At 63.9% G+C, this 25,367-nt stretch carries 23 protein-coding genes; 19 read left to right on the plus strand and 4 right to left on the minus strand.

Translation table 11 applies throughout. From position 1 onward, the window contains the following. The first annotated feature begins 14 nt into the window (after positions 1–14). From AC1D1J_RS10120 to AC1D1J_RS10140, 5 genes are all read left to right on the plus strand, one after another. On the plus strand, positions 15–563 hold the full coding sequence (locus tag AC1D1J_RS10120; RefSeq protein WP_477694594.1) for a histidine phosphatase family protein: 549 nt from the start codon (positions 15–17) through the stop codon (positions 561–563). A 172-nt stretch (positions 564–735) separates the two neighbouring features. Beyond that, a complete protein-coding gene (locus AC1D1J_RS10125; protein ID WP_477686136.1) occupies positions 736–1,704 on the plus strand; it encodes a 5'-nucleotidase in 969 nt (322 codons plus the stop codon). Positions 1,705–1,721: 17 nt separating this feature from the next. Then, the gene (locus tag AC1D1J_RS10130; protein ID WP_477694595.1) at positions 1,722–3,512 is read left to right on the plus strand and encodes an ABC transporter ATP-binding protein/permease; all 1,791 of its coding nucleotides are present in this window, start codon (positions 1,722–1,724) and stop codon (positions 3,510–3,512) included. Beyond that, a complete protein-coding gene (locus AC1D1J_RS10135; protein WP_477694596.1) occupies positions 3,513–5,132 on the plus strand; it encodes an MFS transporter in 1,620 nt (539 codons plus the stop codon). It begins immediately after the preceding gene. Between the two features lie 36 nt (positions 5,133–5,168). Continuing rightward, positions 5,169–5,495: an antibiotic biosynthesis monooxygenase family protein gene (locus AC1D1J_RS10140; RefSeq protein ID WP_477686139.1), complete on the plus strand. Its 327-nt coding sequence runs from the start codon at positions 5,169–5,171 to the stop codon at positions 5,493–5,495. Here the strand turns inward: AC1D1J_RS10140 and queC are convergent. Next, entirely contained in the window at positions 5,468–6,199 is a 732-nt protein-coding gene (queC, locus tag AC1D1J_RS10145; RefSeq protein WP_477686140.1) for a 7-cyano-7-deazaguanine synthase QueC, read from the minus strand. The genes AC1D1J_RS10140 and queC overlap by 28 nt on opposite strands. A 15-nt stretch (positions 6,200–6,214) precedes the next feature. Further along, complete coding sequence (locus AC1D1J_RS10150; RefSeq protein ID WP_477694597.1) at positions 6,215–7,393, minus strand: fumarylacetoacetate hydrolase family protein; 1,179 nt, start codon at positions 7,391–7,393, stop codon at positions 6,215–6,217. Between the two features lie 233 nt (positions 7,394–7,626). Here AC1D1J_RS10150 and AC1D1J_RS10155 point away from each other — a divergent pair, with 233 nt between their 5' ends. The 5 genes from AC1D1J_RS10155 (at position 7,627) to AC1D1J_RS10175 (ending at position 12,323) form a co-directional block, all read left to right on the plus strand. Further along, positions 7,627–8,394 carry a 2-keto-4-pentenoate hydratase gene (locus tag AC1D1J_RS10155; protein WP_477694598.1) on the plus strand — a complete coding sequence of 256 codons (768 nt, stop codon included), beginning with the start codon at positions 7,627–7,629 and terminating at the stop codon, positions 8,392–8,394. 109 nt (positions 8,395–8,503) lie between these two features. Further along, positions 8,504–9,310, plus strand: coding sequence for an isocitrate lyase/PEP mutase family protein (locus tag AC1D1J_RS10160; protein ID WP_477694599.1), 807 nt, complete (start codon positions 8,504–8,506; stop codon positions 9,308–9,310). A 179-nt stretch (positions 9,311–9,489) separates the two neighbouring features. Beyond that, entirely contained in the window at positions 9,490–9,945 is a 456-nt protein-coding gene (locus AC1D1J_RS10165; protein ID WP_477694600.1) for a carboxymuconolactone decarboxylase family protein, read from the plus strand. 24 nt (positions 9,946–9,969) lie between these two features. Further along, entirely contained in the window at positions 9,970–10,866 is an 897-nt protein-coding gene (locus AC1D1J_RS10170) for a sigma-70 family RNA polymerase sigma factor (protein WP_477694601.1), read from the plus strand. Then, positions 10,863–12,323, plus strand: a complete 1,461-nt coding sequence (locus tag AC1D1J_RS10175; RefSeq protein WP_477694602.1) for an MFS transporter — start codon at positions 10,863–10,865, stop codon at positions 12,321–12,323. The genes AC1D1J_RS10170 and AC1D1J_RS10175 overlap by 4 nt, the downstream gene beginning before the upstream one ends. 71 nt (positions 12,324–12,394) lie before the next feature. Here AC1D1J_RS10175 and AC1D1J_RS10180 read toward each other — a convergent pair whose 3' ends face one another. Together AC1D1J_RS10180 and AC1D1J_RS10185 are read right to left on the minus strand one after the other, a co-directional pair. Continuing rightward, the gene (locus AC1D1J_RS10180; protein WP_477694603.1) at positions 12,395–12,799 is read right to left on the minus strand and encodes a DoxX family protein; all 405 of its coding nucleotides are present in this window, start codon (positions 12,797–12,799) and stop codon (positions 12,395–12,397) included. A 49-nt stretch (positions 12,800–12,848) separates the two neighbouring features. Beyond that, complete coding sequence (locus tag AC1D1J_RS10185; protein ID WP_477694604.1) at positions 12,849–13,799, minus strand: LysR family transcriptional regulator; 951 nt, start codon at positions 13,797–13,799, stop codon at positions 12,849–12,851. Between the two features lie 220 nt (positions 13,800–14,019). Between AC1D1J_RS10185 and AC1D1J_RS10190 the strand changes: the two genes are divergently transcribed. The 9 genes from AC1D1J_RS10190 to paoC all read left to right on the plus strand — a co-directional run bounded on the left by AC1D1J_RS10190 (position 14,020) and on the right by paoC (position 25,323). After that, entirely contained in the window at positions 14,020–14,919 is a 900-nt protein-coding gene (locus AC1D1J_RS10190) for an alpha/beta hydrolase (RefSeq protein WP_477694605.1), read from the plus strand. A gap of 32 nt (positions 14,920–14,951) precedes the next feature. Continuing rightward, on the plus strand, positions 14,952–15,896 hold the full coding sequence (locus AC1D1J_RS10195; RefSeq protein ID WP_477694606.1) for an ABC transporter permease: 945 nt from the start codon (positions 14,952–14,954) through the stop codon (positions 15,894–15,896). Continuing rightward, the gene (locus AC1D1J_RS10200; protein ID WP_477694607.1) at positions 15,893–16,714 is read left to right on the plus strand and encodes an ABC transporter permease; all 822 of its coding nucleotides are present in this window, start codon (positions 15,893–15,895) and stop codon (positions 16,712–16,714) included. Before AC1D1J_RS10195 ends, AC1D1J_RS10200 begins: the two co-directional genes overlap by 4 nt. Continuing rightward, positions 16,711–18,390: an ABC transporter ATP-binding protein gene (locus AC1D1J_RS10205; RefSeq protein WP_477694608.1), complete on the plus strand. Its 1,680-nt coding sequence runs from the start codon at positions 16,711–16,713 to the stop codon at positions 18,388–18,390. Before AC1D1J_RS10200 ends, AC1D1J_RS10205 begins: the two co-directional genes overlap by 4 nt. 17 nt (positions 18,391–18,407) lie before the next feature. Further along, positions 18,408–19,964 (plus strand): ABC transporter substrate-binding protein, encoded by a 1,557-nt coding sequence (locus AC1D1J_RS10210; protein WP_477694609.1) that lies wholly within the window; start codon positions 18,408–18,410, stop codon positions 19,962–19,964. A 116-nt stretch (positions 19,965–20,080) separates the two neighbouring features. After that, a complete protein-coding gene (locus AC1D1J_RS10215; protein ID WP_477694610.1) occupies positions 20,081–21,211 on the plus strand; it encodes a C45 family autoproteolytic acyltransferase/hydolase in 1,131 nt (376 codons plus the stop codon). Between the two features lie 301 nt (positions 21,212–21,512). Then, complete coding sequence (paoA, locus tag AC1D1J_RS10220) at positions 21,513–22,163, plus strand: aldehyde dehydrogenase iron-sulfur subunit PaoA (RefSeq protein ID WP_477686147.1); 651 nt, start codon at positions 21,513–21,515, stop codon at positions 22,161–22,163. Continuing rightward, positions 22,160–23,116: an FAD binding domain-containing protein gene (locus AC1D1J_RS10225; RefSeq protein ID WP_477686148.1), complete on the plus strand. Its 957-nt coding sequence runs from the start codon at positions 22,160–22,162 to the stop codon at positions 23,114–23,116. The genes paoA and AC1D1J_RS10225 overlap by 4 nt, the downstream gene beginning before the upstream one ends. Then, positions 23,113–25,323 (plus strand): aldehyde oxidoreductase molybdenum-binding subunit PaoC, encoded by a 2,211-nt coding sequence (gene paoC / locus AC1D1J_RS10230; RefSeq protein WP_477694611.1) that lies wholly within the window; start codon positions 23,113–23,115, stop codon positions 25,321–25,323. The genes AC1D1J_RS10225 and paoC overlap by 4 nt, the downstream gene beginning before the upstream one ends. Positions 25,324–25,367 lie beyond the last annotated feature (44 nt).

Genomic DNA, 25,367 nt, shown 5'->3' on the forward strand with positions numbered 1-25,367 from the left:
AGGCCGGTCTTTGAATGAAACTCTGGCTGGTCCGCCACGCAAAGCCCCTGATTGACGCTGGCGTTTGCTACGGCCGGCAGGATGTGGCGGCCGACGCTGACGCGACCGCCAAATGCGCCCGAATGCTGGCAGAGATGCTCCCTCTTGCGACCAGGGTCATCAGTTCCCCGCTACAAAGATGTGAGCGCCTTGCGCTCGTCCTGAGCGGCTTGCGGGCCGATTTGACTTATAAAACCGACCCACGATTGCAGGAGATGGACTTCGGCAGCTGGGAAGGCCGCAGCTGGCAGGACGTTGGACCGGCCGAGCTGCAGGCCTGGACTGACGGCTTTGCGCACCACTGCGTAGGCGGAAACGGGGAAAGCACCCTGCAAGTCATGGCGCGTGTGGCCTCGGCCTTTGACGAGTTGCAGGGCGAAGCTGATACCTTGTGGGTCACGCATGCAGGCGTGATCCGCGCCGCGGAACTGATTGCACGTGGCCAGCGTCAGATCACAAGGGCAGACGAGTGGCCGATCAACGCACCCAGCTATGGACAATGGTGCAAACTGGAGCTTGTATGAACACCCCCGTCGGATGCTCGCTGCGCGTAGCACCTTCCCCCCTTGCAGGGGGCGATGCCTGTGGCCTGGCAAAGCCAGTTCCACGGCATCTGCTTGCATCGCGCCGTAGCTCGGCGATCAACGCCGGGAAGCCATCCCGAAAAACACACTGACAACAACAAGGCATCAAACAATGGCAGCAACTCTGGATGGTCAGCTCGTGGTGGCGATCTCGTCACGCGCGCTGTTTGACTTTGAAGAAGAAAACCAGGTTTTTGAAACCGGCATGACCGCCGAGCCTTTGCCCGGCGCCAAAAAAGACGCGGCCTACATGAAGCTGCAGCTCGAGCGGCTGGACGTGCCGGCCAAGCCCGGCGTGGCGTTTTCGCTGGTCAAAAAACTTCTGGCCTTCAACGAGGTACCCGAAAGCGCCGGGGAAGCGGCCAGCCCGACAGCACCCACCCAGCGCGTTGAAGTCGTGATCCTCTCGCGCAATGACCCCGTCTCCGGCATGCGGGTCTTCCGTTCGGCCCAGCACTACGGCCTCAAGATAGAACGCGGCACCTTCAACCGCGGTGAGGCGCCCTGGCGCTACCTCAAGCCCCTGCACGCCAATCTTTTCCTGTCTGCCCATCTGAGCGATGTACGTGACGCCCTGCTGGCAGGCGTGCCGGCCGCGCAGGTATATCCGCATTCGGTGCGCGCCAGCGATGCACACCCCAACGAAGTGCGCATCGCCTTCGACGGTGACGCGGTGCTGTTTTCGGACGAGGCCGAACGCGTCTTCCAGGCGCAGGGCCTGTCCGCCTTCCAGCAGCACGAACGCGACAAGGCCACGCAACCGCTGCTGGCCGGCCCGTTCAAACCCCTGCTCGAAGCGCTGCACCGTTTGCAGCAGGTCGGCACCTCGCACATGCGCATACGCACCGCCCTGGTCACCGCCCGCAGCGCGCCCGCGCATGAACGCGCCATCCGCACGCTGATGGACTGGAACATTGAGGTCGATGAAGCCATGTTCCTGGGGGGTCTCGCCAAGGGCGAATTCCTGCGCGAATTCGAGCCCGACTTTTTCTTCGACGACCAGACCGGTCATGTGCACTCCGCCTCGCAGCATGTTCCCTCGGGCCACGTGGCCAGTGGTGTTTCCAACCAGCTTTCCTGAGCCGCGAAAGGGCTTTCATGAATCCATCCGGCCTTTCCGCCAAATTCAGCGCTTTCAAAACCTTCGTCCGGCGCGTAGGAGCGCTGGCCGCCCCCTACTTCAGGTCTGAGGACAAATGGAAGGCGCGCGGCCTTTTTCTGGCTATCGTGCTGCTCAACCTGGGCACTGTTTACATGGCAGTGCAGTTCAACGACTGGTACCGGGTCTTCTACGACGCACTGGAAAAAAAGGACCAGGCCGTTTTCTGGCAGCAGATGGGCCGATTCAGCTATCTGGCCTTTGGCGCGATCATCATCGCCGTCTACAAGTTCTACCTGACCCAGCTCCTGCAAATGCGCTGGCGCTCCTGGATGACACGCGACTACCTGCGCCGCTGGCTGTCGCATCGTGCCTTCTACAAAATGGAACTGGCCCGCTATTCGGCCACGGCCAACATCCACGAAAGCCCGGACAACCCCGACCAACGGATCCAGGAAGACGTGCAATCGTTCACCACAGCCACGATTTCACTGAGCATGGGCTTGCTGAACGCAACGGTGACGTTGATCAGTTTTATCGGCATTCTCTGGGCACTTTCGGGCCCGTTTGGTTTCACCCTGGGCGGCAACAGCTACACGATCCCGGGTTTTATGGTCTGGGCTGCGGTGGCCTACTGCGTGGTCGGCAGCGTGTTGACACACTACATCGGCCGCCCGCTGATCAAACTCAACTTCATGCAGCAGCGCTATGAAGCCAATTTCCGCCATCACATGGTGCGTGTGCGCGAATACAGCGAATCCATTGCACTGGACAACGGCGAGAACGTTGAACGCAGCCAGCTTGACGGGCGTTTCAGCACGGTGCTTGCCAACTACCTGAACCTGATACGCGCCAACAAAAAACTCATCTGGTTCCAGAGCTTCTTCGGCCAGGCCGCAGTGATCTTTCCTTTCATCGTCGCGGCGCCGCGTTTTTTCAGTGGAGCCATCCAGCTCGGTCAATTAATTCAGATATCGCAAGCGTTCGGCAAGGTCCAGGATTCGCTCAGCTGGTTTGTGGACAACTACGACAGCCTCGCCAGCTGGCGCGCGACAACAGATCGCCTGACAAGCTTCGAAGACAGCATGATTGCGCAGGCAAAAGACAACGCCGGCCTGGCCACGAGCATGTCCACATCGCTCACATCGGGCGACCTCAATCTGGCCCTGCCGACCGGAACTGTCCTCCTGTCTGGCGTCGAGCTGCATGCCAACGCTGGCGACCACATTCTGCTCAAGGGCCCTTCCGGCAGCGGAAAGTCCACCCTTTTTCGCGCTTTGGCAGGCATTTGGCCCTTTGCCACTGGCCGTATCGCCCGACCTGAAAACGCCATGTTCATCCCGCAGCGCCCGTATTTCCCGAACGGCTCCCTGCGCGATGCCCTGGCCTACCCAGAGCCCGCGGCGAATTACAGCGACGACACACTGAAGCAAGCCCTCAATGAAGCCCTGCTGCCCGACCTGGCCGCTCGACTGGACGAAGAAGACGCCTGGAGCCAGAAGCTTTCTGGCGGTGAGCAACAGCGGCTCTCCATTGCCCGGGTATTACTGAAGAAACCCAAATGGATTTTTGCGGACGAAGCCACCAGCGCACTCGATGAGGCGGCTGAAAAAACGCTGTATGAACGTTTGCTGGCGCTCGTCAAAGCGTCGGGCGGTGCAATCGTCTCGATCGCCCACCGCCCCAACGTGGCGGCCTTTCACAACAAGACCTGGGCTTTCGAAAAGCTGCCCGAAGGCTCACCCGCGCTGTTCACGCTGAACCAGCGTGCCGCACAGGAAGCGCCCTGAATGCCCGAGGAAGCTGCAAGAACCCCCGAGCCGGTAACGGCTGAATCCCTCTCCGCCTGGGCGCCCATCAAGCGCCCCGTGTTCCGCATGCTGTGGAGCACCTGGCTGGTCGCCAACATCTGCATGTGGATGAACGACGTGGCGGCCGCATGGATGATGACCTCCATGACCACCTCGCCCCTCTGGGTGGCACTGGTGCAATCGGCCTCGACGCTGCCGGTGTTTTTGCTGGGCCTGCCCAGCGGCGCGCTGGCCGACATCCTGGACCGGCGCCGCTACTTCATCATGACGCAGTTCTGGGTCGCGGTAGTGGCCACGCTGCTGTGCGTCGCCGTGGTCTCGGATGTCATGACGCCACCCCTGTTGCTGGCGCTGACCTTTGCCAACGGCGTGGGCCTGGCCATGCGCTGGCCGGTGTTTGCCGCCATCGTGCCCGAGCTGGTGCCGCGCGTGCAGTTGCCCGCCGCGCTGGCGCTCAACGGTGTTTCGATGAACGCATCGCGCATCGTCGGCCCACTCGTTGCCGGCGCTTTGATTGCCGGCGCCGGCACCGAATACGTGTTCGTGCTCAACGCCGTGCTGTCGGTCATTTCAGGCTTTGTCATCATGCGCTGGCGGCGCGACCACGCGCCCAGCCCGCTGGGGCGCGAGCGCCTGGTCAGCGCCATGCGCGTCGGCCTGCAGTTTGTGAGCCAGTCGGCGCGCCTGCGCGCGGTGCTGCTGCGCGTGGCGATTTTCTTTTTTCACTCCACCGCCCTGCTGGCTTTGCTGCCGCTGGTGGCGCGCGGCCTGCACGGCGGTGACGCCGGCGCCTTCACGCTGCTGCTGGCCTCCATGGGCACAGGCGCCATCATCGCGGCGCTGAACCTGGCGCGGCTGCGCCAGATGATGCCGCGCGACGTGCTCGTGATGCGCTCCACGCTGCTGCAGACGGCATCCACCGCCGCCATGGCTTTCGCGCCCAATGTGTATGTGGCCGTGCCGGCCATGCTGCTCAACGGCATGGCCTGGATCACCTGCGCCAATTCGCTCAGCGTGTCGGCCCAGCTGTCATTGCCCGACTGGGTGCGTGCGCGCGGCATGTCGATGTACCAGATGGCCATCATGGGCGCCAGCGCAGCGGGAGCGGCGCTCTGGGGCCACGTGGCAGGCCTCACCAGCGTGTCCACCGGCCTGCTGATGGCTGCCGCCAGCGGCTCGATCGTGATGATGGTGGCGCAGTACCTGGTGTCCGACCTCAGCATTGAAGAAGACCTGACCCCGTCGCGCCAGTTCAAGGCGCCGGTGGCCGAAGAGCCGCCTGGTGCAGGCCGCGTGGTGGTGAGGATTCACTACCAGATAGACCTGGCGTGCGCCGACGATTTCCGCGCGCTGATGCAGGAAAGCCGACGCAGCCGCCTGCGCCAGGGCGCACTTGAATGGGAACTGCTGCGCGACGTCAACAAGCCCGGCCATTACATCGAGCAGATCATTGACGAGTCATGGACCGAGCACCTGCGCCGCTTTGACCGCGTGACGGCCAGCGACGTGGCGCTGCGCGAACGCAAACTCGGATTTCACCTGGGTGAAGAACCCCCGCTTGTCACTCGCAGCATCGTCGAGCCACCCGGCCGAGGCTAGCGGCACTTTTTTAGCCCTCAACCACGGAGTATTTTTGTGATTGCAGCCACACCCCCAGCCCCTTATTACGCCGTGATCTTCACGTCATTACGAACCGAAGGCGACAAGGGCTACGGCGACATGGCCGACCGCATGGTGGCGCTGGCCGCGCAGCAACCGGGCTTTCTGGGCGTCGAATCAGCCCGCGAAGGCCTGGGCATCACGGTGAGCTATTGGCAGGACCTGGCGTCGATCAAGGCATGGAAGATGAACGCCGAGCACCTGGTGGCGCAACAAACGGGTCGCAGCGACTGGTACACGCATTACAAGACCCGAATTGCAAAGGTCGAGCGAGACTACGGATTCGACAACCCGCCTGCATAGCCCGCATAGCCCCGCGCCCGCAGCTCGCACGCCGGGCACGTCCCACAGCCATAACCCCACGCATGCCGGTGCACACGGTCACCCAGGTAGCAGGTATGCGTATGCTCCACGATCAGGTTCACCAGCGCTTCACCGCCGTTGGGCTCACCGGATTTTTCACCGATGTCATGCGCCAGCCGCCAGGTGTCGGCCTTGTCAATCCACATCAGCGGCGTCTCGATCAGGAAGCGTTTGTCCATGCCCAGCGACAACGCCAGCTGCATGGCCTTGATGGTGTCGTCGCGGCAATCGGGGTAGCCTGAAAAATCGGTTTCGCAAACGCCGGTGACCAGCACCTGCAGATCTCGCCGGTAGGCGAGCGCGGCCGCCAGCGTGAGAAACAGCAGGTTGCGCCCCGGCACAAAGGTGTTGGGCAGGCCCGAGCTTTCCATCTTGAAGGCGACGTCGCGCGTCAAAGAGGTGTCGCTGACCTGCCCCAGCACCGCCAGGTCCAGCAGGTGGTCTTCACCGATCTTGTGGGCCCACTGTGGAAACTGCTGTTTGATTTCGCGCAGCACATTGAGCCGCGCCTCCAGCTCCACCTTGTGGCGCTGGCCGTAGTCAAAGGCCACCGTCTCGACACGTTCGTATTTCGACAGCGCCTGCGCCAGGCAGGTGGTGGAATCCTGCCCGCCGGAAAACAGCACCAATGCAGAGGTATGCATCCGCCCTCTCCTTTTTTACAGCAGCTTGCGCTTGGCCAGGCTTTTCATCAGCGCCGAAATGCCGAACGTCCACGGCGCAGCCTTGTCGGAAGTCGTGACCCGGTTCACCAGGCTGCCCAGCTGCGGCGTGGCCACAGTCACCACATCACCCACCACGTGGGTAAAGCCCTGGCCCGGGCCGTGCCGGTCTTGCGTGGGGGCAAACATGGTGCCCAGGAAGAGCATGAAACCGTCGGGGTACTGGTGGTTGGGGCCAATGGCTTGCGCCACCAGGTCCAGCGGGTCGCGGCTGATCTTTTTCAACGAGCTGCCGCCCTTCATCACAAAGCCTTCGGGTCCCGTCACGGTGATGCTCAGGTCGCTGCTGCGCACATGGTCGATGGTGAAGCGCTCGTCGAGCAGGCGGATAAAGGGGCCGATCGCGCACGAGGCGTTGTTGTCTTTCGCCTTGCCCAGCAGCAGCGCGCTGCGGCCTTCAAAGTCGCGCAGGTTCACGTCGTTGCCCAACGCCGCGCCCACCGTCTCGCCGCGCGAGTTCACGGCCAGCACGACTTCAGGCTCGGGATTGTTCCAGTCGCTGCCTGGGTGTATGCCCACTTCGGCGCCCGTGCCGACCGCGCTCATCGGCTGGCTCTTGGTAAAGATTTCCGCGTCAGGGCCGATGCCCACTTCCAGGTACTGCGACCACATGCCCTGGGCGATCAGCACATCTTTGAGTTGGGCCGCTTCGGGCGAGCCGGGCTTGATGCTGCCCAGGTTTTCGCCGATCACGGCAATCACCGCCTTGCGCGCTCCATCGGCCTTGCTGGCGTCGCCGCCCGCCTGTTCTTCAATCACCCGCTCGAGCATCGACTCCACAAACGTCACGCCCGAGGCTTTCAGCGCCTGCAGGTCGCATGGCGCCAGCAGCCAGGGCAGCCTGGTGTCATGCGCATCCTCAGCGGAATTGGCCAGCACTTCGGCCGTGCCCGCCAGCCGCGGCAGCTTCGCCGCAGCGGCCCGCACAACCTTGGCGACACCCGGCAATTCCAGCAGCTGGCTGGCGGTCGGCGCAACGCTGGAAAGGTCGTACACGCCGTCGGGTGTGACCAAAGCCAGCACCGGGCCAGTGCCTTCTATCCAGACACGCCCCACCAGCAAGGCATCAGCGGCGTCAACAGGCAGGGTAGAAGCAGGGCTCAGGGAGTTTTTCATGATGTTGGAAGGGAAGAACAGGAAGGGCAGCACACAAAAGCGTATGAAGCTGTCAATAGTACAAGGAAGTACGAGAAGCCCAGGCACCCCGCTGAGGGTTGAGGAAAAGCGCACGCACACGTCTCGGCCCCAAGCGTGCGCCGCTACACTGAAACGCTCCCGCTTGCGGGACACTGCCTTCATGCCACCCGGGAGGCTGCCAAACCTTCACACTCCTGATTTTTAAGCGAAATATGCCTCTAACCTTTGACCAACGAGCGCAAGCAGCTATCGAATTAATAGCAAGGCGAACCACGGGAAAGGCGGGCCCACGCTTGCCCGACAGCTGCCGCCCTGTCGACCTGGAAGACGGCTGGCAGGTGCAGCAGGAGGTCACCCGCCGGCTGGGCCAGCCCGTGGCCGGCTGGAAGGCTTCACCGCCCAGCCCCGGCAAGCTGGTGGCCGCACCCATTTACCAGCCCGCCCTCTGCCGCGCAGCGATCTGCGCCGTGCCCTTTCCGGCGGGCGCTGATGCCGTAGTGGTTGAACCGGAACTGGCTTTTGTGCTGGCCAAAGACCTGCCCCCGCGCGGGCAACCCTACACCGAGGCCGAGGTGGATGCGGCGATTGGCTCCGTCCATGCCGCGCTGGAAATCTGCGCCAGCCGCTACACCGATCACGGCAGCCTGCCTTTTCCCGAACTGCTGGCCGACGGCATCGTCAACAACGGCCTGTGGTTGGGGCCAGAACTGGGCGGGCCCGATGTCTCGGCATTTGAATTGACCTGGCAAGTCGCCGGAGAACCTGCGCAAACCGCCGAAGCCGGGCACCCGAACGGCGACCCGCGCACACCGCTGTACTGGCTGGCCAATTTCCTGAGCGAACGCGGCGTCGGCCTGCTGGCGGGCCAGGCGGTGATCACGGGCTCCTATGCCGGCGTGCTGACGCTGCCCGTTGGAAAACGCACACAGTTTGACTACGCAGGCCTGGCCCGGTTTGAGGTGGAATTTCGCAACCCGTAACCTGAAGTAAATAGGGCAGGAAAGGTCCGGAAACGGCCTGCCGCTTCAGCCCGGCTTGCTAAGCTGTGCGCCTCGATTCTCCAATCACGCCAACAACGACGGAGCCGCCATGCAAGTCCTTCACCACCAACAATTCGCCCAACTCCACCAGGCGCCCCACGGCGTTTTGCTGTTGCCCAATGCCTGGGATGCTGCCAGCGCCAAAATCTTTGAGGCTTCCGGTGCCAAAGCCGTCGCCACCAGCAGCGCGTCGCTCGCCTGGGCCTGCGGCTATGCCGACGGCGGCGCCTTGCCGCCCGACGAGTTGCTCGACGCCGTCGCCCGCATCACCCGTGTCTTGAGCCTGCCGCTGACCGTCGACATGGAAGACGGCTACAGCGAGAGCCCCGCCGAGGTGGGCCGCCTGGCCGCCGAGCTGGTCGCCGTGGGTGCGGCGGGCATCAACCTCGAAGACGGCGGTGGCGCCCCAGCCCTGCTGGCCGACAAGATCAAGGCCATACGCAGCACACTCAAAGGCGCACCGCTGTTTATCAATGCCCGTACCGATGTTTACCTGCGCAAGCTGAAAGTCGAAGGCACGCCAGCCCAGGCCAGCATCACCCGCCTGAAGCTGTACCAGGAGGCCGGGGCAAACGGCGCGTTTGTGCCCGGTCTCACGGCCTTGCCGGAGGTGAAGGAAATCTGCGCGGCCGTCACGATGCCGCTGAACCTGATGGCCATGCCCGGGTTGCCGGCCATTGCCGACCTGCAGGCCGCCGGCGTGCGGCGCCTCAGCGTAGGGCCGGCGCCTTTCCAGGTGGCTTACGAACACGCCCGGACCAGCGTCGAAGCCTTGCTGAAACAGGACCTGTCACAGCTGCTCGGCCCCAAGCTGGACTATTCGGCGATGAACGCCATGCTGAGCAGCAAACGCTGAAGCGCACAGGCTCTTGCCCTGCAATCGCCTGTATTCCTTTGGGAATCAGGCGATTTTTCATTTATTTCATCTTTTTTGTCTTTTTTGTCTTTTTTGGAAGAGGCGCGTCACAAACAGCAAAGCTCAATCGTCAATACGGTGTGACACCCAACTTTTGAACTCTTTTTAAAGGAAACACCATGACTACCGCTACCGCTAACACCGCCGCCAACACTGCCCCCGTCCGCATCGACCTCGCGATTCCCGAAGTCTTCCCCGCCTTGCTCAAGGTCAGTCAAACCATTGGCGCCCAGGGCCTGGACAAAAAACTGCACCACCTGATTCACCTGCGCGCCTCGCAGATCAACGGCTGCGCCTTCTGCGTCAAGATGCATCTGCGCGAAGCCCGTGAAGACGGCGAAACCCAGGACAGGCTGGATCGCCTCGTCGTCTGGGCGCACGTCAATGATTTCAGCGAAGCCGAGAAAGCCGCACTGGCCTGGACGGAAGCGCTGACCACGCTCGACCACAAGACCGACTACGCGAGCCTGCGCGGCCGCCTGCGTCAATCGTTCAGCGACAAGGAGATTGGCGCGCTGACCGCTACCATCGGCATGATCAACCTCTGGAACCGCATCCAGGTCTCGGCACACTGAGCAAAGCAAGGCAAGGCGCGCGCAATGCAAAACATCGACCCCACCGCCGTGTTTGAAGAAAGGCGCAGGCATTTGTTTGGCCTCGCCTACCGCATCCTCGGTTCACGGGCCGATGCCGAAGACGCCGTGCAGGACGTCTTCATCAAATGGCTGGCGGCCGACCACGCGAGCATCGCGACACCGGCCGCCTGGCTCACCGCCATCTGCACGCGCCACTGCATCGACATGCTGCGCGACGCGCAGCGCAGCCGGGTCGACTATGTCGGCACCTGGTTGCCTGAACCCATCCATACCCAGACCGAAGACACACCCGAAACACACGCCCTGCTGGCCTCGTCGCTGAGCATGGCTTTCTTGCTGCTGCTCGAACGCCTCACGCCCAAAGAGCGCGCTGCCTACCTGCTGCATGAGATTTTTGAGACCCCCTATGCCGAAGTGGCCGAGATGCTGGACATGGAGGAAGCCGCCTGCCGCAAGCTGGTCTCGCGCGCCAGCACCAGCATCGCCCAGGGCAAGGTACGGCACGTGACGCCACCCAGGGTGCAGGACGACCTGCTCACCGCTTTTCGCGAAGCCATCACCGCCGGCAGCACCGAATCACTCGCCAGCCTGCTTTCGGACGACATCGCCCTGAGCACCGACAGCGGCGGCAAGGTCAGCTCGGTTGAAGGCATCTTCCAGGGCAAGGGCAGCGTGCTCACCCTGCTGACGACGCAACTGGCCCGCTACTGGGCCCACTACGAATGGGTGCCCTGCGAGATCAACGGCGGCCGCGCCATCCAGCTGCGGACGAGCACCGGCGAAATCGCCGCCGCCATCACCTTCGCCTACAACGACGAAGGCAAGGCCAACAACATCTTCATCATGCGCAACCCTGACAAGCTTGACGGACTGGCCTTCGGACCCGAGGCGCTGGAATGAACAACACCTCAAGCAACACATCAGGCACCGCTCCCACAGGCTGGATGGCCCTGCTGACCGGCGTCAACGCCATCCGCACCCTGGCGCTGGTCGGCGGCGTGGCCTTGCATGCCATCAACCTCTACATCGGCACCACCATCCTGCCCTCCGTCGTGCGCGACATTGGCGGGCTGGAGTTCTACGCCTGGAACACCGCCCTCTTTGTGGTGGCCTCCATCATCAGCGCCGCCATGGCGACGCAGGTGCTGGGCAAGCTCGGGCCGCGCTTTGCGTATGTGCTCGGCGCTGCGATCTTTGCCGTGGGCTCGCTGGCCTGCGCGCTGGCGCCTTCGATGCCCGTCATGCTGGCCGGGCGTGTGGTGCAGGGCTTTGGCGGCGGCCTGCTGCTGGCCCTGCCCTACGCCATGATCCGCCTGCTGTATGACGAGGCCTTGTGGTCCCGGGCCATCGGCCTGCTGTCGGGTATGTGGGGCGTGGCCACGCTGGTGGGGCCCGCCATAGGGGGCGTGTTTGCCCAGATGAACGCCTGGCGCTGGGCGTTTGGCGCGCTTATTCCCGCAGCGGCACTGTTCACTATGCTCGCCGTCTGCGTGATTCCCCGGCACAACACGGCCAGCAACCCACCGACATCCGTACCGTGGATGCAGTTGTTCCTGCTGGCCGGCGCGGTCTTCGCCGTGTCCGCCGGCAGCGTCAGCACCGGGGTGGCGTGGAATGCGGCCGGCGTGGGCACGGCCATTGCGCTCAGCGCCTTGCTGGTCATCGTCGACAAGCGCGCCGCCAACCGCCTGTTGCCGCAGGATGCGTTTCGCCCGGGGGCGCTGGGCGCCCTTTACCTCGCGATGGGGCTGCTGGGCATGACGGTCACCAGCACGGAGATTTTTTCGCCGCTTTTCTTCCAGGTCCTGCATGCCCAGACACCGCTGGTCTCAGGCTACCTCGCCGCCATCATGTCGGCAGGCTGGACGCTGGGCTCACTCATCAGCTCCAGCGCGACCGGCACCCGGGCAAGTCTGGCCATCCGCGTTGCACCAGTGCTGGCACTGGCTGGCCTGGTTGGCATGGCAGTGCTGATGCCCGCACCCAGCAACGGCGGCTGGCAAGTGCTGGCACCCATCTGCGCCGCCATGGTGGCCGTGGGCTTTGCCGTCGGCATCGCCTGGCCGCACCTGAGCACGCGTGTGCTGCAGATTGCGCCGCCCGGCGAAGAAGACCTGGCAGCCTCTTCCATCATGACGGTGGAGCTGTTTGCCACCGCCATGGGCGCGGCCCTGGCCGGCATGGTCGCCAACCTCGGGGGCCTGGCCAACCCCGGTGGTGTACCCGGAACGGCGGGCGCAGCGCAATGGCTCTTCGCCATGTTCGCCCTGGCACCCGCGCTGTGCCTGCTGACTTCACGGCAAACGGCGAAGTCAGACCCACCCGCCCTCAGACAGACAGCCGACAGCGCCGCATAAGGTGCGATGCGTGAAAAAGCCGGCGCACCCGCAAAGGATGCACCGGCTTGACGCTGAGGTTGATGTCTTGCTTACTTCCGCGAACGCAGCGCGTCAACGCTCCATGCACCACCGCCGGCAGCAGCAAAGAACAAAAAGACAAAACAGAACAGCACAGCCGACTCGCCACCGTTCAGCATAGGCGCCGCCACAAAGCCTTTAGACGCATGGCCGATGAAATAGGCAAACGCCAGCAAGCCTGACAGCACAAACGCCACGGGCCGCGTGAACAAGCCGACCAGCAGCAGCGCGCCGCCAACAAGTTCAAGAATCCCGGCAAAGCCGATCAGCGACAACACCTGCAGCCCGTCGAAATAGGCCACGTGGGGAAAGCCCAGCAGCTTGGCCGTGCCGTGCTGAATAAGCAAATAAGCAGAAACAATGCGAAGCACCGACAAGGCGCGTGAAGTCAGCTGGTCGTTTTGGGCAAAAGCCATGAGGTTCCCTCCGTTAAAAAGGTGTCTGACAGGCCCGTAGCGAAAAAGTTCAGCGCCGCTGCGCAAGTTTCTGCCGGGGCCTGGGGCCACCCGATGCGGAGCTGGCGACGCTCGCCGAACTTTTCTCGGCCAGCAGTTGAACCAGATGCTGCCGGATCACCGAGGTGATGTGCTCGCGCTTGCCCTGCTCCAGCATGCCGATAAGCCGTGTCGGTGGCCGGCCCGGCAGCGGCAGCACTCGCAAAAGCGCATCGTTGGCCCAGTCGGCGTTCTTGACATGCGGCACGATGGTGACACCGACGTTCTGTCGCACCAGGTCGATGATGGCCGAGAGCGAGCTGAGCTCCAGAAAGTCCTGCGGCACCAGGCCCAGCTTGCGCAAGGTCTGCTCTATGCGGATCCCGCTTTGCGTGCGCCGGTCAAAGCGCAGGAAGGGTTGCTCACGCAGCAGCTTTTTGAAGTCGCTGCCCGGCGACGCTACCTGGGAACTCGCGACCACCGTCAGCGGCTCGGTGTACAGCGGCGTCCAGCGCATGCCCTTTCGCTCCTGCGGCGAGTCGTCGACGAAGACCGCCGCATCGAGCTCACCGCTCCTGACACTGCGCGCCAGGCCGCTGGACTCCTGCATGACCAGCCGCACATTGAGACGCGGATAGAGCGGTTTCATCCTGACGACGGTGTTTGAGAGCAGCCCCATCGCCGTGACGATGGAGCCCACCGTCACGGTGCCGGCGATCTCTCCCTCGCCGTCCAGGCCTTCGCGCATCTGGTCGTAGTACCCGACAATTTTTTCCGCATGCGCAACCAGCGCGCGGCCTGCGTCCGAAAGCACCACGCCGCGCCCCGAACGCTCGAACAGCACGGTCTTGAGCTCGGTCTCCAGCGCGCGCATCTGCAGCCCGACTGCAGCCTGTGTCAGCGCGACGCGATCGGACGCCGCGGCGAACGAGCCGCCCTGCGCGACAACCAGGAAGGTCTTCAAAAACCGGATCGTGCTCATGCGCGCACCGCCCCAATACAAAAGAATAACTTTATCATCTCAAAACATAATATAGATATATTTTTCAAACCGGATGGAGAACAATCCGGCTTAACAGGGTTGTGTGACGGACACATGTCTCCCGCCGCAACGGCGCATCTCCCTCGAAACGCGCGGCTTTTCCGGGCTTCTGCAGCAGCAGCCCGGCCGCTTGTCTGGCTTGTTTTTGGGGCGATGATTTATGTCTGATGCACTCTTGTCGAATACCGGCACGGCTTCACCACTCTCATTTGGGGAGAAACGGGCGGCAGCCATTTACGACCTGGGCCACAGCACGATTTTTGCGTCGCGCACTGACCCGCGCTTTTCCTATTGCACCTATGCCCCGCCGCACCTGGGCGAATCGAAACAGCCCATACAGCTGGTGGTCGTGGTGCATGGCACCGGCCGCGCCTTCACCGAATACCGCGACGCCTTCGCCGCATTCGCCAAGTGGAATGACTGCATCGTGTTGTGCCCGCTGTTCCCGGCCGGCCCGCAGGGCGACGGCAACCGCGACGGTTTCAAGCACCTGCGCGAAGCCGACATCCGCTACGACCAGATCCTGCTCAGCATGGTCGACGAAGTAGCCGTCAAGTTCGGTTGCGATTTTTCAAAGTTCGCGCTCTTCGGTTACTCCGGCGGCGGCCAGTTCGTCAACCGCTTCGGCCTGCTGCATCCCGAGCGCCTCTGGGCGCTTTCCATAGGCGCGCCAGGCTCGGTGACTCTCATCGACAACCAGCAAGACTGGTGGGTCGGTGTGCGCGACTTCGAAAAGCGTTTCGGCAAACCGCTGAACCTTGCGGCCCTCAAAGCCCTGCCGGTGCACATGGTGGCCGGCAAGGCCGACATGGAGACCTGGGAGATCACCCACCGCGAAGGCGGCAAGTTCTACATGGCCGGCGCCAACGACGCAGGGCGCACCCGCCCCGAGCGGCTGGAGACCTTGCGCCAGTCCTTTGTGCAGGCCGGCGTCAACGTCACGCTGGACCTGATCGACAACGTTCCCCACGACGGCCTGGCCTGCGTCGACACGGTGCAGGACTTCCTCGCGACCGTGCTGCGCGACATCCGGAAAAAAACGCCAGGCCGGTCTCAGTGATGTCACGCCAACCTCAAACCTGAAGACTGACCATGCTGCGTTTTGCGCTGTCCCGTCTTTTCATGGCCATACCGACGCTGCTGATCGTTGCGGTGGCGGTCTTTGTGCTGATCCGGCTCATCCCCGGCGACCCGGCGCAGCTGCTGCTGGGCGACCTCGCCGACCCGGTGCGCCTGGCCGACTTGCGCGCCCAGCTCGGGCTCGACAAAAGCTGGCCGGTACAGTTCGGCATCTGGGGCCGCCACGTCCTGGGCGGTGACCTCGGTGTTTCCATCAACACCGGCGAACCCGTGCTGCAACTGGTGCTGAGCCGCTTCCTGGTCAGCGCGCAGATTGTGCTGATTGCCGTGCTGTTCGCCACCCTGGTCGCAGTGCCCGCCGGCATGATCGCCGCGTGGAAGCAAAACCGCCTGCCTGACCTGATGCTGGTCGGCACCGCCACCCTGCTGGTGTCCATCCCCACCTTCTGGCTCGGCCTGTTGCTGCTGCTCTTCTTTGGCCTGAAGCTCGAATGGCTGCCCGTGGTCGGCTATGTCTCGATCATGAACGACTGGAAGTCGGGCCTGCTGTACCTGCTGATGCCCATCCTCACGCTGTTCCTGCATGAGATCGGCGTGCTGATCCGCATGGCCAGGGCCAGCACGCTGGAAGTGCTGCGGCTGGACTACATCACGCATGCGCGCGCCAAGGGTCTGTCAGAGCGTGCTGTGCTGGTGCACCACGCCTTTCGCAACTCCTTCGGCCCGACCTGGACTTTGATCGGCCTCGTACTGGGCAACCTGCTGGGCGGCGTGGCTGTTGTGGAGACCGTGTTCACGATTCCAGGCCTGGGCCGCCTGCTGGTTGACGCGATCTTCGCGCGCGACTACCCGGTGATCCAGGGTTGCCTGCTGCTGGTTGCCGTGATCTATGTCATCACCAACCTGGTCATCGACCTCTGCTATCCGATCTTCGACCCCAGGGTGCTGGCCGAATGAAGAAATTCCTTACCCCTCAGGCCCTGATCGGCCTCTTCATCGTGGGCCTCATCCTCGCGGCGGCCGTGCTGGCCTTCTTCTGGACGCCGCACGAGCCGCTCAAGATCAATTTTCTGGCGCGCCTCAAACCGCCCAGCGCCACCTATTGGCTGGGCACCGACGAGTTCGGCCGCGACGAACTCTCGCGCCTGATGGCCGGGGCCTCCAACAGCGTCTGGATCAGTTTTCTCACGGTGCTGCTTTCTATCACCGCAGGCACCGCCATCGGCGTGCTGACGGGCTTTGTGCGCGGCTGGACCGACCGCATCATCATGGCCTTCATCAATGCCCTGCTGGCCTTCCCCGGCCTGCTGCTGGCGCTGGCACTGCTGGCGGTCTTTGGCGCCAACAAGTACGGCATCATCCTGGCGCTGGGCCTGGCCTACACGCCTTCGGTCACCCGCATCGTGCGCGGCACGGTGATGTCACTGCGCGAAAAGGAGTTCATCGAGTCCTCGCGTGTGCTGGGCAACTCGGAGCTCTACACCATGTACCGCCACGTGCTGCCCAACTGCGTGGCGCCGCTCACGGTGTTGGCCACCTCGATGTTCGGCTGGGTCATCCTGGCGGAGAGTTCGCTCTCCTTCCTGGGCCTGGGTGTGCCGCCGCCCGCGCCCACCTGGGGCAATATGCTGGCCGCGGCCCGGCCCTTCATGGCGCAGGCGACTTACCTTTCCATCTTCCCGGGCCTGTGCATTGCGCTCACGCTGCTGGGCATCAACTTCCTGGGCGACGCGGTGCGTGACCTGCTGGATCCGCGCATGAGGGGCATCGAATGAACCACCTAGTGGATGTCTCAGGCCTCAGCCTTTCCATAGGCAAGGGCGGCCGCGAAATCGTGCGCAATGTGTCCTTCACCGTCGCACCCGGCGAAATCGTCGGCATCGTCGGCGAATCCGGCAGCGGTAAAACCCAGGCGGCCCGGGCCATCATGGGCCTCACACCGCCGCCGTTGGTGCGCAGCGCGGGCCGCATTCTGTTTGAAGGCGAAGACATGGCGGCGGCCGGCGACGCGCGTTTGCGCCAGCTGCGCGGCGCGCGCATCGGCATGGTGTTCCAGGAGCCCATGACCTCGCTCAACCCGTCGATGACGATTGGCCGGCAGCTCGACGAAGGCCTGGCCCTGCACCGGCTCGAACTCTCGCCCACTGCGCGACGCGACAAGGCCCTGGCCATGCTGGCGCGCGTCGGTATCACCGATCCACAAGCCGCGCTGGCCGCCTGGCCGCATGAATTTTCGGGCGGTATGCGCCAGCGCATGATGCTGGCCTCGGTCATGCTGCTGGAGCCCGCACTGCTGATCGCCGACGAGCCGACCACTGCCCTGGATGCACTGGTGCAGCGCGACGTGCTGGAACTCATGGTCGGCTTGACACGCGAACACAACACCGCCGTGCTGCTGATCAGCCACGACCTGCCCATGGTCGCGCGCTACACCCAGCGCATGATCGTCATGCAGCAGGGCGAGGTCGTTGAGGCTGGCGACACCGCCGCCTTGCTGGCAGGCCCCAGGCAGGACTACACACGCAAGCTGCTCGAAGCCATCCCGCGCCGGCAACCAGCCCGCACGATTGCCGACGACCAACCCGTCATCGAAGTGCGCAACCTGGTGTTCGACTATCCCGGCAAGCGCCGCCTCTTTGCCAGGTCTGCCGCCAAGCGCGTGCTGCATGGCATCGACCTGGTGGTGCGTCCACGAGAAATCGTCGCGGTGGTGGGTGGCTCTGGCTCGGGCAAGACCACGCTGGGCCGCGCGATTGCAGGTCTGATCAAACCCACTGAAGGCGACATCCGTTTTCGCGGGCGTTCGATCGCGCGCAGCGATGCGGGCTGGCTGGACTACCGGCTCAATTGTCAGATGGTTTTCCAGGACCCGTATTCATCACTCAACCCGCGCATGAGCATTGGCCAGCTGGTCGGTGAAGGGCTGCGACTGGTTCCTGGCCTCTCTTCAGCCGAGCGGCAAACGCGCGTAGCGAAGATGCTTGATGAGGTTGGTTTGGAGCCCCGGCATGCGCAACGTTACGCGCACGAACTCTCGGGCGGCCAGCGCCAACGCGTGGCGATTGCCCGCGCGCTGATACGTGAGCCGGCCTTTGTGATTGCCGACGAGCCGGTGTCGGCACTCGACGTGACCGTGCGTGCCCAGGTGCTGGCGCTGCTGGCCGAGCTGCAGGAGCGTCACGGTTTTGCCTGCCTCTTCATCAGCCACGACCTCGGTGTGGTCGAACAGGTGGCCGACCGCGTGATCGTGATGCAGGCCGGCCAGATCATCGAGCAGGGCAGCCGCGACGAAGTGTTTGATAACCCGCAGCACGCCTACACACGCAAGCTGCTCTCGGCGATTCCTGCGCTCACGCCCACCGGCCAGGGCGGCATGCAGCTCAAGTGGCGGTTTGACGAACCCGATGCGCCGGCAGGCGCCCTGAACCCCTTACACCCTCTTCCGGTCTGATTTTTAAGGAGCTTTTCATGCTTTCCCTTCGATTGAAACTTCTGGCCACCGCCGTGCTGACGGCCTGTTCCGCGGCCCAGGCCCAGACCCCACAAATCGTGGTCGCGCAGCCGGCAGACATCCGCTCGACCAACCCCGGTGTCAACCGCGACAACACCACCGACGGCGTGGTGCTCAACATCGTCGAAGGCCTGGTGGCCTACCACGAGAACGGCACCGTCGGCCCGCTGCTGGCGCGCTCCATCGTCACCAGCCCCGACGGCCTGACCTACATCTTCAAGCTGCGCACCAACGTGAAGTTCCACAATGGCGAGCCCATGACCTCGGCCGACGTGCTGTGGAGCTGGAAGCGCTACATGGACCCCAAGACCGACTGGCGCTGCCTCAGCGAATTTGACGGCCGCTCCGGCGTCAAGGTGACCTCGGTCACCGCGCCTGACGCACAAACCGTGGTCATGCAGCTGGACAAACCCTCTGCCGTCTTTTTGGACAACCTGGCCCGCACCGACTGCGGCATGACGGCCATCCTGAACAAAAAGTCCGTCAAGGAAGACGGCAGCTGGGACAAGCCCATCGGCACCGGCCCCTTCAAGTTTGAAGAATGGAAGCGCGGCGAGTACGTGACGCTCAGCGCATTTGCCGACTACCAGTCGCCCCCCGGTACCAAGCCCGACGGCTACCTCGGCCTAAAAAAACCGCTGGTCGGGCAGGTCAAGTTTTTGACGGTACCCGACATGTCGACCTCCAAAGCCGGCCTGCAGTCCGGCGCCATCGATGCCGGCCAGATCACCTCGTCCGACGTGCAGGAGCTCAAGGCGAATAAAAACCTCAGTGTAGTCGCCGCTGTGGATGCGGGCAAAAACACGCTGCTGATGCAGACCAATGACCCGCTTCTTAAAGACGAGCGCATCCGCCAGGCCATCGCGCTGTCGCTCGACATGAACCAGCTCGTCGCGGCCGCGTCCGAAGGCCTGGCCCGCGTCAACAACTCGGCCATCCAGGACAGCTCGGCCTTCTACACCGCAGCGCAGAAAAAAGGCTACCGCCACGACCCGGCCAAGGCCAAACAGCTGCTGAAGGAAGCCGGCTACAAAGGCCAGCCCATCGTGATCCAGGCCAACAAGCGTGCGCATGTGCCGAGCTTCTCGGTCGCGGTGATGAGCCAGGCCATGATGCAGGCCGTGGGCATCAACGCGCAGATCGAAGTGCTCGAATGGGCGACCCAGCTGGACCGCTACAACAGCGGCAACTACCAGATGAGCTCCTTCACTTATTCCTCGCGCCTGGACCCGGCGCAGAGCTACGAGCAGTTCTCGGGCCCCAAGGCCAAGCAGCCGCGCAAGGTGTGGGACGACCCGGCTGCGCAAAAGCTGATCGACCAGAGCTTCACCGAAGCCGACCCGAAAAAGCGCCAAGCCTTGTTTGACCAGCTGCACGCGTTGATGATCGCCAAGACGCCGCTGATCATCCTCTACAACGTGACCGACTCCTGGGCCGTGCGCAAGCGCGTGTCCGGCTTCACGGTGTGGGAAGGCAAGCCACTGCTCTGGAACACCAAGTTGGCTGCCAAGTAAGTCTTTTCAGCGTCCCTCTTGGTCGCCTCGCGCGCAGGCCCGCGCGCAAGGCATGGACAGGTGCGCCTTGCGGCGGCTGTCATCCCTCTTCACGCAACTTTTTACGGCAGCCCAGCATGGCAAACATCGAGCAATTCCCCTTTATCTCCGTCTCCGGCACTCCACATGAACGCGGCCTGCAGTACGGGCAGCAGGCCGCCGACCGGGTACGCGGCAGCGCGCGCCTGTACGGTCAGACCCTGGTCAACCTGGGCTACAGCGAACAGGCACGCACGCGCTTGATCGACTTCTTCGCCAAGGAAATCGGCAACTTCGCACCCCACTACATCGACGAGATGCGCGGCATTGCCGAGGGCGCAGGCGTGGACTTCCAGGACATCGTGATGATCAACGCCCGCACCGAGGTGCTGGCCAAGGCCCGCGCCGAGAAGGTCACGCAGGCCGACCAGGAGCCGGGCGACGGCTGCACCGGCGCCCTCATCCTGCCCGAGCGTTCGGCCAACGGCAACCTGCTGCATGGCCAGAACTGGGACTGGCGCGCCGAATGCGTCGAGACCTCCGTCGTACTGCGCGTGCGCAACGACAACGGCCCCGACTTTTTGACCTTTGTCGAGGCCGGCGGGCTCGCCCGCAGCGGCTTCAACAGCGCGGGCGTGTCGATCACCGCCAACTACCTCGAATCAGACCGCGACTTTAAGCAGCTGGGCGTGCCGCTGTCCCTCATCCGCCGCAAAGTGCTGGAGCAGGAGATTTTCTCGCTGGCCATGAAGGCCGTGGCCGCAACACCCAAGTCCTGCTCCAACAACATCATGCTGGGCATGTCGCAGGGCTTCGGTATCGATTTTGAATGCACCACCAACGAATCGTTTCCGATTTATCCCGGCGCCGACAACCTGATCGTGCACGCCAACCACTGGATGAGCCCGGTAGCGCTCAGCAAGCTGGTGGACATGGGCATTTCCCAATCACCCGACAGCCACTACCGCGACTGGCGCGTGCGCAAGCTGCTGAACCAGCAAGACAAGCTGGGCCGCCAGGAATTGAAGAACGCGTTTTTTGACAACTTTGGCCTGCCCTACTCCGTCTGCCGCCCACCCCGCATCGGCAGCCACGACAACCTGTCTGCCACAGTCGCCATGGTCATCATGGAACCCGCAGTGGGTGAAATGGAAGTGGCGCCCTTGCCGGCCCTGAACAAGGTGTTCACCTGCTACAGCCTGACGGAAGAGCCCAGGATTTCTGCCTGAGCGCATCGCGCAGCCCCTTTGCAGGATTGCTGCTGCCAACGGATCGAGGCACCGCGCCGCCGGGGTCAAGGCTTTGGTTCGCTTGACAACCTGTCGGCAAAGTAAGGCAAAAGAAATAGGAGGAGGCGCCAGGCGTGCTTCCTGACCTCGACGCGGCGGCGGTAGTGATGGCAGTGGTGGTAGTGGCGGCAACTGACTCCCCACCAAGCCTGTTTCCTACAGTGCAATCGGCCCTGCTCCGGGATGCTGGCGGTTTACTTCGCCACTCCCCATTCCATTTTTAAGGACAAAGGCAGAAGCCATGGAAAGCCCCACCGATGCACTCACCATCTCCCGGCGAGGTATCCTGATCGCTAGCGCCGCTTCAGCGGCTGTGACCACTATGCCATCAGACGCCACCGCAGCCCCCTCTTCACCGCTCGCCGCACCCGGCTCCGTCCCTCAGGGGCGCGTAACCATCGAGGTCAACGGCACGGCACACACCCTGAACCTGGACACGCGCACCACGCTGCTTGATGCCTTGCGCGAGCATCTGCACCTCACCGGCACCAAAAAGGGCTGCGACCACGGCCAATGCGGCGCCTGCACCGTGCTGCTCGACGGGCAGCGCATCAATTCCTGCCTGACGCTGGCCGTGATGCATGAGGGCAGCAAGGTGACCACCATCGAAGGGCTGGGAACCTTGCAACGCATGCATCCGCTGCAGACAGCCTTCGTCAAGCATGACGGCTACCAGTGCGGTTACTGCACACCGGGCCAGATCTGCTCTGCCGTCGGCGCACTCGACGAGCTCCGCCGGGGCGTCCCCAGCCACGTCAGCGCGGACATCACGGCGCGGCCGCTGCTCTCGCCTGACGAGCTTCGGGAGCGCATGAGCGGCAACATCTGCCGCTGCGGCGCCTACTCCAACATCGTTGAAGCCATCACTGAAGTGGCGGGGGTGCAGGCATGAAACCCTTCACTTACGAACGCGCCAGCTCGCCGGCACAAGCCGCCGCGGCGGTGGCCCGCAACCCGGCGGCAAAATTCATCGCAGGCGGCACCAACCTGCTGGATTTGATGAAGCTACAGATCGAAGCGCCTGCGCATCTTGTCGACGTGAACGGGCTGGCGCTGGACAAGATTGAAGCGACGCCCGAGGGCGGCCTGCGTGTAGGCGCGATGGTTCGCAACACCGCGCTCGCCTCAGACGAGCGCGTGCGGCGCGACTACGGCGTTCTGTCGCGGGCCCTGCTTGCGGGCGCATCCGGACAGTTGCGCAACAAGGCGACCACCGCCGGCAACCTGCTGCAGCGCACGCGCTGCCCCTACTTTTACGACACCGACCAGCCCTGCAACAAGCGCCAGCCGGGCAGCGGCTGCAGTGCCATCGGGGGCGTGAACCGCCAGCACGGCATCATCGGCACCAGCCAGGCCTGCATCGCCACCCACCCGAGTGATATGGCTGTTGCCATGCGGGTGCTCGACGCATCGGTAGAAACCGTGCGGGCCGACGGGCGTGCACGCGTCATTCCGATTGCCGACTTTCACCGGCTGCCAGGCGAAACGCCGCACATCGAAACCACACTGGAGCCCGGTGAGCTGATCACCGCTGTGACGCTGCCGCGCCCGGCCGGCGGCGTGCACATCTACCGCAAGGTGCGTGACCGTGCCTCCTACGCCTTCGCGCTCGTTTCCGTGGCTGCCATCGTGCAGCGTGATGGCTCCGGCAAGGTGGCCCTGGGCGGCGTGGCGCACAAGCCCTGGCGCGTTGAAGCCGCAGAGGCCGCCATGCCGCAAGGTGCGCGGGCTCTTGCGGCCGGCGTGCTGGCCGGCGCAACGCCGACACATGACAACGCCTTCAAATTGCCACTGGCAGAGCGAACCATCGCCGCCGTGCTGGCCCAGGCGAGGAGCGCATCGTGAAATTCGACACCCCCGCCACCACCAACCCCATTGACCAGCTCAAGGTCATCGGCAAGCCCACCGACCGCATAGACGGCCCGCTCAAAACCACCGGCACCGCGCCCTACGCCTACGAGCGCCACGACGCCGCACCGGACGCGGCTTACGGCTACGTCGTAGGCGCCGGCATCGCCAAGGGCCGCATCGCGTCGATGGATTTGCGCGCGGCCCGCACCGCGCCGGGTGTGCTGGCCATCGTCACGGCAGAGAATACCGGCAAGCTCATCAAGGGCAGCTTCAACACGGCCAAACTGCTGGGCGGGCCGGAGATTGAGCACTACCACCAGGCCGTGGCGCTGGTGGTGGCCAACACGTTTGAGCAGGCACGCGCCGCCGCGCAACTCGTGCGCATCGTCTATGAGAGCACGCCGGGCAAGTTCAACCTGGCGTCTGAAAAAGACGGCGCGCCGCTGGCCAAGGCGTCTGATTTTTCGGGAGAGCCTGAAACGAAGATGGGCGATTTCGCGGGCGCCTTTGCCGCGGCGCCTGTGCAGCTGGACGCCACCTACACCACACCCGACCAGTCCCACGCGATGATGGAGCCGCACGCCACCATCGCAGCGTGGACGGGCGACAAGCTCACAGTATGGACAGCCAACCAGATGATCGACTGGGGCGTGGGCGATCTGGCCAAGACGCTGGGTATCCCCAAAGCCAACGTCAGGCTGGTGTCGCCCTTTATCGGCGGGGGCTTCGGCGGCAAGCTTTTCCTGCGTGCCGATGTGTTGCTGGCCGCGCTGGGCGCGCGCGCGGCGGGGCGGCCGGTCAAGGTCGCGCTGCAGCGGCCACTGATGATGAACAACACCACCCACCGGCCGGCCACCATCCAGCGCATACGCCTGGGCGCGGGGCGCGACGGCAAGCTCACTTCCATCGGCCATGAGGGCTGGTCAGGCGACCTGCCCGGCGGCGGGCCCGAGACCGCGGTGAACCAGACGCGCCTGCTCTACGCCGGCGCCAACCGCATGACCGCCACACGGCTGGCCGTGCTGGACCTGCCCGAGGGCAATGCGATGCGCGCACCGGGCGAGGCGCCCGGCCTGATGGCGCTCGAGATTGCGATGGATGAAATGGCCGAAAAGCTGGGCATCGACCCGGTGGAGTTCCGCGTCCTCAACGACACGCAGGTAGACCCTGAAAAACCCGACCGTGCTTACTCCCAGCGCCAGTTGATTCAATGCCTGAGAACCGGCGCGCAAACCTTCGGCTGGAGCCGGCGCGTAGCCAAACCGGGCCAGCTGCGTGAAGGGCGCTGGCTGGTGGGCCTGGGTGTCGCCTCGGCTTTTCGCAACAACCTGACGATGACGTCTGGTGCGCGCGTGCGGCTGGACAACACCGGCCTCGTCACGGTGGAAACCGACATGACCGATATCGGCACCGGCACCTACACCGTCATTGCGCAGACCGCCGCTGAAGTCATGGGCGTGCCGCTGCAAAAGGTGTTTGTGCGGCTGGGTGACTCCGCCTTTCCCGTGTCGGCCGGCTCCGGCGGGCAGTGGGGCGCGAACAGCTCCACGTCGGGCGTGTACGCCGCCTGCATGAAGCTGCGCGAAGCCGTCGCCCAAAAACTGGGAATGACCCAGGGAGACATCACGTTTGCCGACGGCATGGTCAGCGCGGGTGGCCGCACCGTTCCACTGGCTGAAGCTGCCGGCGCCCAGGGCCTCGTCGCTGAAGACACCATCGAGTTCGGCGATCTGGGCAAGAAAGTCCAGCAGTCGACCTTCGGCGCGCACTTTGTGGAAGTGGCCGTTGACATCTACACCGGCGAGATTCGCGTGCGGCGCATGCTGGCCGTCTGCGCCGCGGGCCGCATCCTTAACCCCAAGAGCGCGCGCAGCCAGGTGATAGGCGCGATGACCATGGGCGTGGGCGCGGCGCTGATGGAAGAACTCGCCGTCGACAAGCGTCACGGCTTTTTCGTGAACCACGACCTGGCGGGCTACGAGGTGCCGGTGCACGCCGACATTCCGCACCAGGACGTGATCTTCCTGGAAGAGACCGACCCGACCTCATCGCCGATGAAGGCCAAGGGCGTGGGTGAACTCGGTATCTGCGGCGTGGGCGCGGCAGTGGCCAATGCGGTCTACAACGCCACCGGCGCGCGGGTGCGCCACTACCCGATCACACTGGACAAAGTGCTGGACAGCCTGCCGGCGCTGGTGTGAGCGCTGGCGCTTCATTACGCCGCCGGTGGGTGTGGAAAACACCT

The sequence above is a fragment of the Polaromonas sp. P1_F8 genome, assembly GCF_056405635.1.